The 15,970-nt window shown below is 55.5% G+C and carries 10 protein-coding genes; 3 read left to right on the top strand and 7 right to left on the bottom strand.

All coding sequences use genetic code 11. The annotated features are described in order from the left end of the window. Nucleotides 1–28 precede the first annotated feature (28 nt). Entirely contained in the window at nucleotides 29–3,427 is a 3,399-nt protein-coding gene (locus tag ACNJYD_RS02740; protein WP_439365268.1) for a TM0106 family RecB-like putative nuclease, read from the bottom strand. Between the two features lie 287 nt (nucleotides 3,428–3,714). On the opposite strand from ACNJYD_RS02740, the gene ACNJYD_RS02735 reads away from it, so the two are divergent. Together ACNJYD_RS02735 and ACNJYD_RS02730 are read left to right on the top strand one after the other, a co-directional pair. Then, complete coding sequence (locus ACNJYD_RS02735; protein ID WP_439365267.1) at nucleotides 3,715–4,377, top strand: DUF6946 family protein; 663 nt, start codon at nucleotides 3,715–3,717, stop codon at nucleotides 4,375–4,377. Between the two features lie 66 nt (nucleotides 4,378–4,443). Continuing rightward, nucleotides 4,444–5,400 (top strand): PD-(D/E)XK nuclease family protein, encoded by a 957-nt coding sequence (locus ACNJYD_RS02730; protein ID WP_439365266.1) that lies wholly within the window; start codon nucleotides 4,444–4,446, stop codon nucleotides 5,398–5,400. Between the two features lie 185 nt (nucleotides 5,401–5,585). Here the strand turns inward: ACNJYD_RS02730 and ACNJYD_RS02725 are convergent, their stop codons facing one another. The 4 genes from ACNJYD_RS02725 to hxsA2 form a co-directional block, all read right to left on the bottom strand. Continuing rightward, nucleotides 5,586–6,827: a hypothetical protein gene (locus tag ACNJYD_RS02725; RefSeq protein ID WP_439365265.1), complete on the bottom strand. Its 1,242-nt coding sequence runs from the start codon at nucleotides 6,825–6,827 to the stop codon at nucleotides 5,586–5,588. A 24-nt stretch (nucleotides 6,828–6,851) separates the two neighbouring features. Continuing rightward, nucleotides 6,852–8,030, bottom strand: a complete 1,179-nt coding sequence (gene hxsC, locus ACNJYD_RS02720; protein ID WP_439365264.1) for a His-Xaa-Ser system radical SAM maturase HxsC — start codon at nucleotides 8,028–8,030, stop codon at nucleotides 6,852–6,854. Continuing rightward, nucleotides 8,027–9,481, bottom strand: coding sequence for a His-Xaa-Ser system radical SAM maturase HxsB (hxsB, locus tag ACNJYD_RS02715; RefSeq protein ID WP_439365263.1), 1,455 nt, complete (start codon nucleotides 9,479–9,481; stop codon nucleotides 8,027–8,029). Before hxsB ends, hxsC begins: the two co-directional genes overlap by 4 nt. Nucleotides 9,482–9,813: 332 nt before the next feature. Continuing rightward, the gene (gene hxsA2, locus ACNJYD_RS02710) at nucleotides 9,814–10,113 is read right to left on the bottom strand and encodes a His-Xaa-Ser repeat protein HxsA2 (protein WP_439365262.1); all 300 of its coding nucleotides are present in this window, start codon (nucleotides 10,111–10,113) and stop codon (nucleotides 9,814–9,816) included. A gap of 455 nt (nucleotides 10,114–10,568) precedes the next feature. Here hxsA2 and ACNJYD_RS02705 point away from each other — a divergent pair, with 455 nt between their 5' ends. After that, complete coding sequence (locus ACNJYD_RS02705; RefSeq protein WP_439365261.1) at nucleotides 10,569–11,876, top strand: PDZ domain-containing protein; 1,308 nt, start codon at nucleotides 10,569–10,571, stop codon at nucleotides 11,874–11,876. Between the two features lie 158 nt (nucleotides 11,877–12,034). Here ACNJYD_RS02705 and ACNJYD_RS02700 read toward each other — a convergent pair whose 3' ends face one another. Then, nucleotides 12,035–13,066: a 5-methylcytosine restriction system specificity protein McrC gene (locus ACNJYD_RS02700; RefSeq protein WP_439365260.1), complete on the bottom strand. Its 1,032-nt coding sequence runs from the start codon at nucleotides 13,064–13,066 to the stop codon at nucleotides 12,035–12,037. 3 nt (nucleotides 13,067–13,069) lie between these two features. Beyond that, the gene (locus ACNJYD_RS02695) at nucleotides 13,070–15,487 is read right to left on the bottom strand and encodes an MrcB family domain-containing protein (RefSeq protein ID WP_439365259.1); all 2,418 of its coding nucleotides are present in this window, start codon (nucleotides 15,485–15,487) and stop codon (nucleotides 13,070–13,072) included. Nucleotides 15,488–15,970 lie beyond the last annotated feature (483 nt).

The raw sequence follows: 15,970 nt of genomic DNA, 5'->3' as shown, positions 1-15,970 counted from the left end.
CCTGCCCGCAAGCTTTGGAAGCTCGCAACTAAAGCGGCCGAGCCAACTCGAGATATCGGCAGAACGCGTTTGCCAATTGCATCTGGCGAGGCGTTCGGCACTCGACCTCGAACAGGCGCGGACAGGCAACCAAAATACAGATGCACTTCGCACGCGAAGTGGCCACGTTCAGCCGATTTGCGCTGTAGAGAAACTCCATTCCCCGCGGGGCGTCGGCGTGAGACGAGGTGGTCATCGAATAGATCACGATCGGCGCCTCCTGTCCTTGAAACTTGTCGACGGTGCCGATACGCGCACCCGGCAATCGTTCCTGAAGTTCGAAGACCTGGGCGTTATAGGGAGCGATGATCAGGATGTCCTCCAGCCGGATTGTCGCTTGCTGGCCTGAACCGTCGACCCAGCTTGTGTTGCCGGCGAGAATTTCATCGACGAGTTTCTTAATCTCGTCCGCCTCTTCGGGAGACGAATTCTGGCTGCCGACATGCTGGACACCAAGATAGCGCAGGCCCACCCCGTTCACTCGGCTCGATGACCGAATCTCCTGCCGCTCTAGTCCCGCACGCGAACGAAGTCGGCCTTCATAGAAGAGCTCCGACGTGAAGGCGCAGATATCGGGGTGTAAGCGCCATGTCTCCTCAAGGAAAAGCCCGTGGTCAGCCCCGATCGTTGCATGTTCACCTAACACATGATCAAGCGCGGACGTTGCAACGCCATCGGGATGGCTTCCCTGTATCGGCTGCTCAAGCTGCCTTGGATCGCCCAGAAGCACGATGCTCTCAGCCGCCTGCGAAACGGCCAACACGTTTGCCAATGACATCTGCGCCGCTTCGTCCACGAACAGAACATCCACGATTCCTGCCGCGTCCGGACGCGCCCAAAACCAGCTGGTGGCACCGCCGACCTGACAACCATTGCCGAGCCCGTCGACGAAGTCCGCGTTCTTCGTCGTTTGCTGCAGTCCCGGACGAGACGTCGGCTCATCCTTGACCTTCTGGATGCATTGAATGGTCAGACTTTGCTCGGCGGCCGCTTCTAGGGATTTATCGAGTAAGTGACGAATGACCTTATGGCTATTGGCCGTAACACCAACCGTCCGCTGGTCACGCATAAGCGCGCAGATCATACGCGCACCGGCATGAGTTTTGCCGGCCCCCGGGGGCCCCTGCACAGGCAACACGCTCTGATCAAGCGAGAGTGCAGCCCGTATTGCGGTCGCTAGCGGCGGCTCGCCGGCTTGTTCGAACACCTGCCCGGACAGACGTGGAGCGACTTTGAGCAGCAAGTCGCGAGCGGCACGATAGGCACCAGGCCCAATGATCCCGCAGTCCGCGACATACTCACCAATCCGGAACACCGATTCAGCGAGAACCTGATTGTCGATGAACTTATGCGCGAACACGGCCTCGGGATGGAAACTCGCCGTATCCTGGCGCTTCTTGATATCGATCGTTCTGGCCTCATCGGAGATCGCTACGACGCAGCCAAGCTTGTCGCCGCCTACGCTTCTTAGATCATCATCAGCGCGAACATCCGTCTCTTGAACCTCGAAGCTATAGCGGTGAATCGGCGTCTTTGCTGTTCCACCAACGTGGCTGACAAAGGTTAGTCCCGCCAACCCTGCACGCTCATACAAGAGATCCTCGGCCGACAAATCGCTCAACCGAAAATACTCCCACCAAACCGCCTTGTTCTCGCGCCCGAAGAAGTCGATTAGGTGAGCCAGCAGCCAGCGCGCCTGCTGCTCTGGGCTTCGTTCGGCGACGTCGTCCGGAACGTCGCCGGTCAACCGTGCGACAAGTCCGGCGACCCGGCGCTTCCAGTCGCTGAGATCCTGGCTAATTTCGGCAGGCTTGGGCGGCGGCCGATCGATCGTTTTCCCCTGGGCGATTAGCCCGCTCCGCACCTCCTCAAGCCAGTCCCTCAAACCGCGAGTCGAGGCGCAGTCATCCCGATTGTATCCGATAATGGCCGCCTGGTCGCCGGCATCAATCGCATCAGCGTCGGCCAGTTCGAGGCTGGCCTGCACGCGCGCCATGGCGCCGCCCACATCGATCAGCGGAACAGCCCGGTCAAACCGGTACAGCGGCTCGAGCTTCTTGATCGAGTAGCTTTCGACGCTGGCGCGAATGCTCTGCCGGACAATGGCATAGAGGTCCACGAATACGCCGGCGCGAAGCAGGTTGTCGACCTCGTCCTCCCGCGAGGCGTATCGCCCCATCAATCGCTTCAGCGCGGCCGGCTCATAGGGTGCGAAGTGATAGATGTGCAAGCCGGGGTGCTTGGCCAGCCGCTCCGTCACGAAGTCGATGAATCGCTCGAACGCGGCGCGTTCGTGCTGCCGTGTGGTCACCCAGTCGCCGACATAGGCGTCTGTGCCGTCGTCATTGGCATAGAGGTAGCCGAACAGGAACTCGAGCCCGCCGCCGTTCACGAACGGGTCGCCCTCGAAATCGAAAAAGATGTCGCCGGCCGAGGGCTCAGGCAGCCGGAACAGGCCAAATTCCGGTAGCCGCGGCAGCGGCTCGTAGAGCACCTCGCCCGCAATACGCCCCTCCACCTGGACCCTCGCCTGCTCGCGAACCTTCTCGTAGCTTGACGGAGTGCCCCGGTCGGGCCGCCACTGCAGCGGAATGGGCAGCGTCGCCAGTGCTGCCATAGTACCCGCACCTCTCCGGAGCAGCTCCTCGATCTGCGTTTTGGCTATCCCTGCGACAAGCGACAGGTGATCGTCGGCCCGCCGCCTCGAAGCACAGGGCTCGCGCCATCGGCAGACCTCGCAGTGCTCGATCGGGTCGGGATAGAGTCCATCAAGCGGGGGCGCAGCCGCAAAGGTCTCCAGGCTTTGCTTGATGCGTCGGTAGAACGCGGCAAAATCGGCCACACGGTAGGCCTCAGGCAGGTACTCCGTGCCGGGCGTGACAACATGGGCCGCCTCAGGGACCTTATGCTGCGTGACCGCCAATAAATCCGAGTAGAGGCTCAGCTGCAGAACCGTGTTGCCCTTGGTCTCGCGGGCCAACTTGGTGTCGGTGACCTGGTAGGACCAGGCGCCCAAACCGCTCGGTGCCTCGACTCGCCGCAGCACGTCTGCGCGACCGCTCCAATGCCCATTCCGTAACGCCGCCTGAACGATTACCGCATCGCCCCGCACCATCGCTTGCCGCGTCTGGTCAACCGAGACGTGATCGACACCGACGCCGGCGATAACTGTGACGGTCCCGCCCTCCTTGGCCAGATGATCGACGAAACCCTGCTCGTGAGCCTTGCCGCGCTGCACCAGGGCATCGAGGGTCGGGTCATCGCGGAGTTTTGGCTTGGCCAGCTCGCCCTGGGCGACCTTGAGGTCGAGGTGTGTGAGGTAACGACAATTCAGATGCCCAACCAGATCGCTAGCGCTGAAGACAATCGTCGCGCCGTGCTTTTGCATAGCCTGTCCCGAGCCTGCTGCCCCATCCTCGGGGGCTTCCGCCAGCAACGATATCGGCCTTCAGACGAGCGCGAAAGGGAGGATGCGATACGCCGCTGCCGAAATAGACCTGTTTAAGGTCCAATCTACGAGGCCGTGGCGTACTAGCAGCGCTTTTGCAGGACTCGCTGCGCGCCTGACCGCATCAGATAATTAGGGAAGACGCTTTGCCCTTGAGTGGGTCGACAGACTATCGACTCGAGGTCGCGACTTCGACTAACCTGTCATTACCGCAGGGGCTGACAGTAATGAAGCTATTCTTCGGGGCCGGCTATGCTCATCCAATCACACTATGCACAGACGTGCGCGACAATCTTCCGCTCGACCGGAAGTACCACTATCGCGACGGACGAAGTATGGCCGAGGCAGCTAAATGCTGGTGCGCCGCAAGCGGATCTCTTCCAGACTCAATTTCCAAGGCAGTCGGAAGCAACGAACTCACGACTGCCCATTTCGAGTATCCGACAAGGGTCTGGGGCGGCGGCGTCTCCATGACAGACATCATGGCTTTCGTTCCTGACGGCATCGTTGCCGTTGAAGCGAAAGTCGACGAACCTTTTGACGAACTCGTGTCCTCCTGGATCTTTGAGGAAGAGCACAAGAATTCCGAGTCCCCGCCTCACCGGACGGCCGTCGTAGAAAGGTATGCTAACGCGCTGCGACTGAACTCTGCACAGCTCTTGGATATAAGATATCAACTCCTACAACGAACTCTTGCTGCTGCGCTCACAGCACGAGAGAACTCCGCTCCTAAAGCGTGGATGATCGTGCAATCCTTCTCGCCGGCTGGCGCTCAGATCAAATCCCAAAATCGAGAGGACTTCGACCGGTTTGTTAAACTGGTCGGGTCGGCACCCACGATTGAAGATGTTCAGGTTCGCCTTGCCTGGGTATCCGATGCTTTCTCGTAATTCATGGATTCTGTACTGGATTCGTGCGCCTCGTTTTGAAAGCCCACTAAAGGGAGCAGTTACTTCATGCCGGAAGACGTTGTCCTTCCTCGCTTGTACGAGAGAGATATCGATGTACTGCTGCAAGAAGAGCTCATATTTAGCCAAGCCGTCCGCGATATATTTTCGAGTCCTTTGGGTTTAGATGGTCCACTACAGGTCACTGAATGCTCACTATCGGTCGTGGACGGCACAGGCGAGACGGATTTATTAGCGCGTTTCCTGGTTGGCGGCAAAAGCGGCGTTCTTTTGATCGAAAACAAAATCGACGCCGCATTTCAACCAATGCAGCCCGAACGGTATCGAGCTCGAGCGAACGAAATGGCCCGCGGCGGTCAACAGGCATATTGTGTCTTGATCGCGCCCAGCAAGTACAGCGAAGGCAATTCAGCAGCGGCACACTTTGACGGCTGTGTTTCCTACGAGGATGTCGCACACGCCATCGGGTCCCAAGACACCGAGCGAGCAAAACATCGAGCCGCATTGCTGCTTCGAGCGGTGCAACAAGCCAAGAGCTCGTACATAGTGATTCCGGCGCCGGAAGTCACAAACATGTGGCAACGAATATATGAGATCGCCCGAACCGAGTTCCCAGCGCTACAGATGAAGCCCCCGACCGACAAAGGCCGAAATTCTTGGTGGGTGATCTTCAAAGGTGATCTGCCAGCCCGAATCACCATTGACTGGAAAGTAAAGAACGGAGTTATGGATCTGTCGTTCTGGAATGGGGCGCGACACAAGCCTTCACCCGAGTCTCAGAAGCCCCCCGAAGCCTCCTTCCTGATCAGTGGAACGACTACAATATTTCGAGTGCTGGTCGAGAAGCCATCGAAGGATTGGGTTGAGTTAACAGACCAGCAAATTCGTAGAACTTTGGCGGTGGCGCAACGATTACTCAATTTCCACAATACTTATGCCAATGAGTTCGAGCCGCACCATAGCGCAGGTCGTTCAACACTCGATGAGGCTGGCAAGACGTGCTGATCTCAGCAAGATGAAACACCAGAAGTAGGTCAGGAACGGCGGAGCACTCGGGGCGAAGCAACTGTTCGTCTTTCAGGAGCCAGAGCCAGGTTCTGGCTGAGCGCCATACGCAGGTCAGTTGTTATGGAAGAAGTCGGCCGGTGGCCTAGCTGCTTGGTAACACAAACAGATCGAGTTTAGAGCTTCTAATCGGTCGAACCGTGCTGCTTCAAGGCAGCTTCGATGTACTCCGACATGGCGTTCAACCACGCTTGTTCATGCTTCGGCAGAAAGTCGGTTAGCCTAGGCATCTTACCGGCGGCGGTGCGAACCGCCGATTCCTTGCCATCCTTCGTTTCCCTGGCGAAACCACTAATCAACTTCGCAAGGCGCTCGTTATAGGCTCTCCCGATATGCGTCCGATCCCACCAACTAGAAGGACCTGTTTCCAAAAAGCCAGACTTGTCAATCGTTCCTAGATTCAGAGGATTCCCTTCCGGGAAGGCATGCTTAAGGTTCAAAGCTCTCTGCCAATCAGCCGTGACTCCGAGCGCATCAGCTTTAGCCAAAAAGCCCTTCAGTATGGCCGACATCCCCGGATTCCGCTTATCGAGAACCTCGTAGAACTCGTCCTCCCCCATGCTTATAAGCCGGGGCTTGTCCGTTAGCCGAGACTCGGCCGCAGCGCCGCTAATGACAATCTGCTGCTCACCCTTGCCGCTGTCCTCGATGCGAACAACTCCACGTTCGATCAACGCAGTCTTTGCGAGCACTGAGGGCGTAACGAACGTGGTTGAACTGTCCGAGCTCGCGTAAATTGCAAGCTCGACGAGAGCAAACGTAAATCGATGGCCTGCGTGAGTCTGAAGTAATTCAGCCAAGAGTTCCAGATCCTCACGGATACCGTCACCTACCACCGCGATGATCGCTCTTCCTCTTTTAAGATTCCTGGCGATCGCGTCTGCGAACTCTGCTTCGTCTACACCCTCATCCCTCTCCTTGACTATCTCGAACAAGGACTTTGAGGCTAAGTTTGCGGTTGTTCTAGCCTGCTCAACAGCCGATTCAAATTGTTCATAGCTCAGCCGAAAGATTGCGGCCGCGTACTCCATTGCTTGTGCCACAACTGTTCGTCGAGCTTCTGGATTGCGCCACAGTTTCGCTTCAACGAACAGCAAGCCACCATCAGCAGTCGCGAAGACGTTATCCATGGCTCCGGTCTTGCCAGCGCCAAACGCAAGGGGAAGCTCGCGACAAAGCGGCACGACATTCCCGAACCCGGGTTCGATCTGCTCCGTGGGCAGCAGTTCTGGATGATCGAACAACAGCTTTTGTAGCCAGGCTTCGTCATACCTACCCGGATTAAGTTTACCTGAGAGATCCACCCTGCCCAAAGGACGCGCTTGGTCGTTAGCGATGATCAGAGGCGTACCGTCGCGACGGCGCATAGCAACTCTCTCAGTAATGAATGGTTAGGCGATCGCACGGACGCCGCGGCTGAAGCGCGTACGCCCTGATGTGAAGAAGCCGCCGCATCGCGCGCGCTCAGAGCACGATCCACATACTTCGACATATCCGTTCTTCCAATCGGAAATCGATTGTACAGCGAATGGCCAAATAGTTCGGTCAAGCGTGCAGCGCGGCAAGTTGTATATCGAAACGTTGATACGTGCGGCGGTGAGAAGCTCGACCGCCTCAGTGAGTTCAGTCCTGTAGTCCATCGGGTCAATCCATAGGAGCGCTTCATTTGCGAGCGCAAAACCCGTATTTTCCATACCCATAATCGCGACATGGTCAACGAACGGAAAATTGCGAGACAACCAGCGGCAAGTCTGTGCGATAGCAGGAGCAGTCAGCGCGTGAAGAACGATCCTGATTTCAACGCGCTGACGACGGTCTTTAAGCTTAAGAATGCCGAGGAGCGTCTCGTCAAAGGCTCCCCTCGCTTGCACGACATGATCGTGAATGTGGTCGACGGCCGAATAGACCGGTATTGCGGCAATCAGGTTTGGGTGCCGAGTCGAACTCCAAGCATCAACGATCTGAGAGTCCGCGAACGCTCTGCCGTTTGTTAGTACTTGAACCGCGGTATTTGGCAACTGGTCGCGGCATTCGGCCATAACCTCCACAAATCTGCGCCAATTAGTCAACGGCTCGCCACCCGTGAAGGTTAGAGCCGGCAACTCCTTATCGAGGAGTGGCAAACTTTCTGAGATCTCATCTAAGATCCAAGAATCGTCTACACTTTTCGGAGGCTGTGAACACATAAGGCAGTAGTTGTTGCATCTCTCCGTGACCAAGAACGAATTATGCTTCGATCCGTGTCGGTAGAGCGAGCGAAAGCGTTTAGAGGCGTGTTGAATGCCGATAACGTCGCCGGGGACCAGGTAGTCAAAATGCTTTGGCAGCACTATCGAGCGTTCCGTCCCCTCTGCAAGGAGCGGCGCCAGTTCATCGCCAAGTCCAAGCACTGAGCGCCAATTATGTAACAGTGCGCGACCAAGCTCTTCGATTGTTCGAACGACCGCGAAATCGAAGGGGCTTACCGCACTGGATCGGTCTGGTTGATTGAGCCGAACCACGGAACGTTCTCGACTTGGATCTAGACCATAACATTCGATGGCCGTCCCAGATAATTGAAGCTTGGTCACGTAGCCCAACTCCGCAGAATTGCTGCATCCGATGGCGCCTCCAACATCCGAAGAAGCAAGCGCATCACACCCTTTTGTCTCGCGCAGAATGCAGACAGCGGCTTGATGCCAAGCGCATCGCCCTGCGTCGCGTGGTGATAAACCGGGTCAGCGCCACAATGGGGTTCAAATACGCAGCTTGAACATTCCGGAGCACATTGAGTTAGCGACGACGAGATTGTGTCGATGAGACGATCCGACATGATTAAGGAGCGATAGTCGTCCTTGTTGACGTGACCGAGACGAAATGTGTTGTCGCCTGCCTCAGCCAGCATACGACCTTCGTCTGACGCAAAAACGCTGCCATCATAGTTGTAAACGAGCGCACCGATTCCGATACCTGCGGGACTACGAAGGTCAACATAACCGATAGGTCGATCCGACATCATCCTAGAGAGGATCAGCGCTGCATAGAACTCTCTGAACGGTTTGCCCGAGCGATTAATCTCGATGATTCGGCGTAGACCATTCTCGTAGAAAGCGAGCCATTTCTCGATATCGTATCGATGATACTGTTTGGTCTTGATAGCGAAGCCGAAAGGCGAAAGCGGCCTGAGGAAGATGCCGTCCAACTCGAGCTTCAGGTACTCATCGATAATGTCGTCGACACGATCCAAGCTCGCTTCGGTTGTCGTCATTAGCGCTCCGACCCGGTCAGGACCAAGCACTTCTTTGGCTCGCCTCAATCCGTTGACAGCAAGCTCGTAGCTATTCCCACCCGGCCTTGGACGATTCTTGTTGTGCAGATCTGCAGGGCCATCCAATGAAGTTGAAATGAGCACATCGTTTTGTTTGCAAAACGCAAGAATCTCGTCGTCCAGAAGGGCGAGATTCGAGGCGATCACAAAATCAACGGCCTTGTTTGTCGTGCTGGACTTGGCCCGCGCCGCCGAAATGATCGTTTTGATTAGCGGAAAGTTTAAAAGCGGTTCACCGCCTTGGAACTCGATTTTTATCCGTGGCGAATGGCTTTGAAACGCAACATCGAGGGAGCGCTGGGCGGTCTCCTCGCTCATGTCGAAGCGGGAGCGATCTGTGCTTTGCCGAGAGACTTGGCAGTACGGGCAAGAGTGCTCGCAGCGAAGGGTGACTACGAAGATGTGCAGAGGCGTGACTTGACGTAGGAACGACATTCGGCTTCGCAGCCGAAGAGCTAGTAGCTGTCGTTGAGATTGCTGACCTTCGCGAGTAACCAAATGAGCGGCATAGGCACGCTCATAAAGTCCATCTCCTGGCTGGAGCTGCAGATCAACGAGCTTATTGAGCTCAGCCTGGGTCAAACGAACAAAGTCGCCGACCAAGTTCGCGACCAGGTAATCGTTGGACGAGCCGATTCGTTCGAAATTGAATGGCAGCAACGTCAATGCGTCGCCTTGAGCACTGAATGCGTCAGGCGGTAGAAACTTGGCCATACCGGATGCCTAGCTAGCTGCCCTGAGATGAGGCGAGGGAGCCGAAGGCAAGTGCAAGGATCACGTTCCGCACACCCTCCGTCCTCTCGGCTACACGCATTCTCAAGTTTTCATCGGAGACGATTTCAAGGAAACGCTCTTTAAGCTCAAGGGAGGTCAACGAAAGGCGCGAAGTCGATTTTGACGCGAGATGGCAGACAAACCGATCCCCATCTCGTTCAATTTGACACGTGGCAATCCCAACTAAGCGATAAACGGCGGCCTCGAGCGCCCCCAGAGTTTGGACGCTCGAGTCGAAATTGACCGTTACACTTACGGTGGGTGCGCTCGCGTTAGTATCGGCTAGAGGCATGAGACGCATGCGAAGCATGAGACGCATGGGAGGCGTGCGACGAATGTCCAGCCACAACGATCGTTCCATCCGAAGTCGTGGTTGTTACAAAGCCAAGCAGATCCTCGCCCGCCCGCACAAAGGTGTTGGGCGTGAGCTTTGCCGTCGCGCTATGTTCGTTTCGGCCCAACGCACCTGCATCGGACGTGGCTGCCGGTGCCGCTTCGGCGACGGGCATAGCAATGGTTGTGAGAGAAGCAAGAGCCGCGCCGAGTGACAGAATGTTCTTATGATTTTTCATCACGTTCCCCCAATGCGTAAAGCGATAATGAGCTACATCAAGATGGCTTCTTGCGTCCAGATGGAATCGCTAACCACCGGTAGATAATTAGTTGGTCACAACCCGTAATTATACGGGTGTTCCAGGAGACGGAACTGCGGCGGATAACGCAAGCACTCGAATTGCGGCAGCGTGAGCGAAATCGGATACCGCGAGAATTTGCACGGGATCGGAGCAACGGCGATGGAGTTCCGAGCATCGGCACTGGTCACACCGCGAAGCCGTACGCCTAGGCCAAACTAGAAAACTGATCTTCGAGAAGCAGGATAACGCGCTCGATAGACCGCACTGCGCCGCCAGGCACGGTGTCGCGCGACGAAATTTGGGTAGAGACTAAAGTGGTACCGATCCATTCGCTTCAGTCTTTGCTTCCTACCAAGGCTTCGCGCATAACTTGCAAAAAGCAGGAAAGAACAATGCGAGACCGTTTGGTTGCTTCTGCCGGGTTTGCGGCACTACTAATTTTCTCGTCGAATGTAGATGCCCCAGCACAAGCGATCGAACTTCTTCAGTCGCGACCGGGACAGCCTCTACCATCTATGGGCGGTTACGGTCGACTTAACCCCGCGGCGAAAGCCGAGGAACGGGCCAAGTACCAAACGTTTCTCGGTGAGAAGCAAGAGCGCGAGATTGCAGCGCTGAAGCAAGGCGACAAGCCTTCCCCTTACATTGGAATAGGACTTTACAACCCTAGCCAATTTCCGACGTTTGATGCCCCCGCTCTTACCCAAAGGCCATGGATCGTTAGCATCGAGGGTGGCAGCCCGGCGTCCGCGGCTCAGCTTCAGCGCGGAGACATAATCAGAGCAATTGACGGAAAGCAGGTTTCTTCACCAGCAGACGTTACGGGCATCGTGGCATCGAAGGGGATCGGGGCCGAGCTGACGCTAATAGTCGAGAGAGACGCGCGCGACATCAATGTGTCCCTCACGATCGGAAGACGGCCCAGCCTCTCAGGCCTCGAGGACGAGGTCGCGAAGAACGTCTACGACCTCTGCATCTCCGGTGTGATCCAAGGCGAAAGCTCAAGCGCGCCAGAGGCGAGCGCTGCGAAGCAGCTTTGTAAGTTAGCGATCATCCAGGCTCACGAAAAGACGAACGAGCCATTCTTCCAAAAGCTAAAGAATCAATTCTCTTCGTGTGACACCTCCATTTTATCCGACCAAGGCAGGCAACAGGTTTACCGTTCGACGAAGGCGATAGATTTGAGCGACGAGGATCTTGCCACGATCCTTCGCGTCGCAGCGTTCTGTCGCATGAACAAGCAGCCCGATCTGCCTGCATCTTTCGCGATGTGGAACGCGTCTTCGTCCGTTTTGGCGACTTACGGCGCCGAACGCAGAAGAGAAACCTCAAGCTTTGTCGAAGCTCGACTCATGGCCGAGCATTCAAAGCTGAAGAATGAGAGGGAAACGCAACACGTCGCATCGTTGACTAGCGCCGGCTACAAGTCAATTTCGATCCGAGAATTGAAGATCGACGCACGTTCCCTTCACGGCAAGAAGGTCGCTGTCACCGGTTTAATGGTGCTCATCGACAACAACACCGCTGCTCTGCTGCAGAACCAGCAGGATACCAACCCTGTCGGAGTTCTGCTCGGGCAAGCGTCTAGAGAGACCAGAGAGCAAACTATCGGCCGCTGCACCAATTCGCGCGGATGTCCGATCGAGATCAAAGGAACGGTAATAGGCGACCGAAACTCCGCATTGATCGCGGCTGACTAATCGACGTCACTGAACCGGTGCCTCTCACCCGCGCAACGGAAATCAAACGAACAAGGCAAGATTTGCAATGAGATGTTGTGGAAGAACTCAGCCGTTGGCTGACGTAAGCGGCCCACCATCTGGTCGCGAAGCCATGAGGGGCCAGGGCAAGCGCGTTCCTAAAGCATCAGCTCGCGAAGCTCTTTGTCGATCGCCTGCCAGGGCGCGTTGAGATCGATCGTGTAGATCGAGACCGTTCTACCTGCGATCTCATATCGCTGCCGAATGTGGCGATCCACACGAGGATAGATAAGCACTCCGCTTGCCTGGATATGCCCCAAGGGACGTGCGTTCAGAAGATAGCTGCATATCTGGTACAGATTGTCGCTGTGAAACTTCTCGGTGCCAAAATAGGACCCGACACTCCGCTGATAAAACTTGGCGTCAATGATGCGATATTCGCCAGGGCGGACGGCTGAAATGTCGGTCTGCATTCTCGGCAGCAACCGCAACTCCGGATCTGTCACACTGGTTGCCTGCCAGGCGATGTTTTCGGCCTTGACCTTCCAATCGGAACATTCGCGCGCGATGAAGTTAAACAGAAAGGACTGAAACAGGAGCGCCATCTTCGTTTCGTCTCGCGTGAAGTCGCGAAACTTCGTCTCCCCAGTCCCTTCATCCACCAACAAAGACTCAAATACAAGTTTGCATACATTCAGCAAAAATCGATAGAAGAGACTATTAGATGTCACGCGCACGGTTTCGAAATCTCTTTGAGAGAGCCGGACGCGGCGTATGCCATGTAATAGTTGGGCTGTGCGATAGGCCCTGTGGCGGAGCCTCGGATCCAAATCCCGTAGCTCGAGCAACGCGACCAGAGTTGATTTCAGGATGCGATTCGCTGGGGTGTCGACCGTCAGCTCATCGAAACGGCAATGAGCCCGTCCTTGGAAGAACAACGAGCGGCGCAGGCTCTGCGATATGTCGATACGGCCGCGAATTCCGCCAATCTCTTCCTCACGAACATCGTAACTCTGCTCCAAGCCGCGACGAGCCAAATGATGAATGCCATCACAAAGCACAAGAGCAAACAAGTCTGCCAGCTCCGTCGACCGCAAGGAACTGACGTCAACTAAGTTCCCCTGATCTAGTCTGTCCCACGCATAGCAGAGCAAATAGTAAAGATTTGCGATCGGAATCGAGGAGCTCATAGCCTAGACCTTGAGCAACTTCTTTCGCCACTCTTCGGCACGCGCACCCTCGTACCAGTACTCTCGAAGCAGAGGAATGATTTCGAGATCAACTACTTCGTTGTAAGCATCTTCGACATCACCGGCCACGGGGAGATCACAGAAAAAGCTGTGCCCAACGACAAAGCCCGGCCCTAGGTCCCGATCTTCGGCGATCATTTTGTTCAATTCACTGAAGCTCTGCTTCAGATGCGAGAAGAGATCGTCTGACATACCGTTAGACAACATGTGGGATCTGAACTGCTCAGTCTCAAAGCCGGGCATGATTGTGAAGAAATCAAACCGGCGTCGTAGAGCATAGTCGACCAGCGCCAAAGATCGGTCCGCGGTGTTCATGAGGCCGATGATATGAACGTTTCCCGGCACATAGAAGCGCGCATCATCGTCAGTCGAGTACGCCAATTCGACCGCATAGAGCTCTGTTCGCTTATCGGCTTCGATAAGCATCAAGAGCTCACCGAAGACTTTGCTTAGATTGGCGCGATTGATCTCATCGATGACAAAGACGTATGGCCGGGCCGGATCTGCGAGCGCGCGTCGACAGAACCGCATGAAAACACCATCCCGCCGTTCAAATCCACCTTTGCCATCGGGCCGGTAGCCTTGGACAAAATCCTCATAAGCATACGAAGCGTGAAACTGGACTATACCGACGCGATCTGATTCCAGCGCTTGAGTTGCTGCTTGCGCTAATCGCCGAGCCAAGAATGTTTTGCCTACTCCTGGCGGCCCTTGCAAGACAAGGTTCTTTTTCAACTCCAATCGCTGGAGTAATCGCTCGAAGAACTCACGCTCAACGAAAATGTCTTTCAAGAGGTCCGCTAATGATAGCTCCTGGACCGACTGTTGATTAATCGTCTCGACTGTCGAATGAAGCGTACGTTCATATCGAGCGATCATAGTATCCAATCGCTCCGTTAGCTTATTCAATTCCAGTCCGTCAGGAACGGTAAATGAGGCATCTACGAAGGAGTCGCCATAGCGCTCTGCCTCTCTGCCATGCTTCTCGCGCAGCAGTTCTGCCACCGTACTTAATTCAGAAGTATGGTCCCAGCTCTTCTCGGGTGGATTGGTTTCGCTCACGCCCAAGGCGAGGATCAGGACCTTTGCTTCCCGATAATAAAGTAGGACCGGATAGATGCCTTCGCTTACTTTCTGGCCAGGAGCCAAGAAGGCAACCCAAGGCACTCGAGAAAAAACGCCCTGACCGAAGCTAACCTTTACTTGAAGACTGCCATACTCCTTCGGATACTCGCTTGTGCGAAGATCTTGGCCAGCATCCGCTTGAGCTAAGAACCTGGAAACGAGATCGCCGATCAAGTCCTTCGGCACTATCGAGAATCCCAGCTTTCTAAGGATTCGAAATGAAGCTGTATCGTCTCCTCCAGAAAACTCGTTCCTGGGCAGCTCCTTGCCGGTGGCATGTTTGTAAGCAAGTGAAAAAACAAGCTTGGGCGGGTATCGCTGGCCATCGTCTACAAGATCGTATTTCGACGACCTCGCATCCGGCGGCACCCCTCCGTTTTTGAGCTCCTGGATCGCTTGCCGCACGTGGCGTGCGGCGATTGCCGAAGTATCAGCTTGCCAATCCTGCTGCCATAGCTCCCGAAGTGGGCTTCTATAGTAGTCCAACTCCGCCGTTCCATATTCTTGCTCGAGCTTGGCTCTCGTCTTGTGCAGCAGCCTGTCAAGCTCTACTGCCGACATCTTGTTCGCTTCTGAAGGGGATGCGCCCGCAAAGCGCTCGGCAAGCGCTTTGCGATCGCCTGCAGAAAATACCCTCTCGAATTCATCAGGGAATAGAAGATGGAGAATCATGTGCCGGAATTGACGCGCTTGCGCGTCCGGCACGGATTGTAGCCACTCTGCGAATTCCCATGGGCTGTCTAGCAGCAGAGCCTGACGATCATCGCTCAGCTGTCGAAACGAAAGAAGAAAATTCAGACAGAACGTTAGCTCTCTTGGCCGGTGATTGCTGTAACCGGGCCCCGCGCTCCCAATACCGGAGAGAACATCATCGGCCAGCCATTCGCTGGTGGCAGGGTATGGCGACTGTGACCACTCCCAGATGGTTCTGATATTCTCGCGCTTGCGCTCCGGAGAGATGTTGCTGGGACACAACAACAAAAGCCATAGTACTTCTGCTGCCAATTGCTTGATCAGACCGGTGCATCCGCTGAGCTGATCTTGAAGTTTCGCAGAGAAGGGCCGATCAGTTTCGTCAGGATTTTGAGTAAAGACCTGATCCAAAACCTGGAGGTTTGCAGTTGACCAAACCTGATCAGCAGTGAAAATCGAATTTTCCCGTCTTAAAGCGACATCACGCCAGTTCTTCGCGGCACGCAGCAATTTCGGAGCACCTGTTGGATAAAAGCGGCTCACTGCTCCCCCTGATTTTCTGTGCTTGCGAATCAGGCTTTCACTCTAATCGAGAAAGCTTTGCTGAAACACTGCCAGCTCTCCGGCCCGGGACTTGTTGAGCATCGCCCCTATTGCAGCGCCGAAACATACGCGGAGTTTGCGAAGGTTCAAAGAAGTCCCATGAGGCGATCCACCCCTCCGGACTTTCTCAATCGAGGAGAAAAAACCTGCACAGGGGGAGTGGGGCCGGTCCACAGCTCGAAGCCCATTGAGGAAGCGACCAGCCCCACCCTGGATCCGCTCCGCTGTCCCTGCCCAAACCGTTCTGAACTCTTTGCGTACGAACCAGGGAGACTGATCCTAGAATCCCGTTCTAGACTTCTGAACACCCCCTCCCCTGTCAACCGGGCTGTCAACCGCGTCAACCTTGTCAACCTCACTTTTCAGCACCTTCAGCTACCGCGGTGGCGGGGTGCGAATTACCCACGGCCGGTCGGAAAGCCA

This window comes from Bradyrhizobium sp. SPXBL-02, assembly GCF_051853065.1.
Classification (GTDB): domain Bacteria; phylum Pseudomonadota; class Alphaproteobacteria; order Rhizobiales; family Xanthobacteraceae; genus Bradyrhizobium.
Note: the sequence above shows the minus strand (reverse complement) of the source record. Positions and strands in the feature narration are given on the sequence as shown.

Bases quoted from the DNA above. Each gene is read 5' to 3' on its own strand.
- ACNJYD_RS02740 (WP_439365268.1), bottom strand. From the start codon at position 3,427: ATGCAAAAGCACGGCGCGACGATTGTCTTCAGCGCTAGCGATCTGGTT.
- hxsB (WP_439365263.1), bottom strand. From the start codon at position 9,481: ATGGCCAAGTTTCTACCGCCTGACGCATTCAGTGCTCAAGGCGACGCA.
- ACNJYD_RS02705 (WP_439365261.1), top strand. From the start codon at position 10,569: ATGCGAGACCGTTTGGTTGCTTCTGCCGGGTTTGCGGCACTACTAATT.
- hxsA2 (WP_439365262.1), bottom strand. From the start codon at position 10,113: ATGAAAAATCATAAGAACATTCTGTCACTCGGCGCGGCTCTTGCTTCT.
- ACNJYD_RS02730 (WP_439365266.1), top strand. From the start codon at position 4,444: ATGCCGGAAGACGTTGTCCTTCCTCGCTTGTACGAGAGAGATATCGAT.
- ACNJYD_RS02725 (WP_439365265.1), bottom strand. From the start codon at position 6,827: ATGCGCCGTCGCGACGGTACGCCTCTGATCATCGCTAACGACCAAGCG.
- ACNJYD_RS02700 (WP_439365260.1), bottom strand. From the start codon at position 13,066: ATGAGCTCCTCGATTCCGATCGCAAATCTTTACTATTTGCTCTGCTAT.
- ACNJYD_RS02735 (WP_439365267.1), top strand. From the start codon at position 3,715: ATGAAGCTATTCTTCGGGGCCGGCTATGCTCATCCAATCACACTATGC.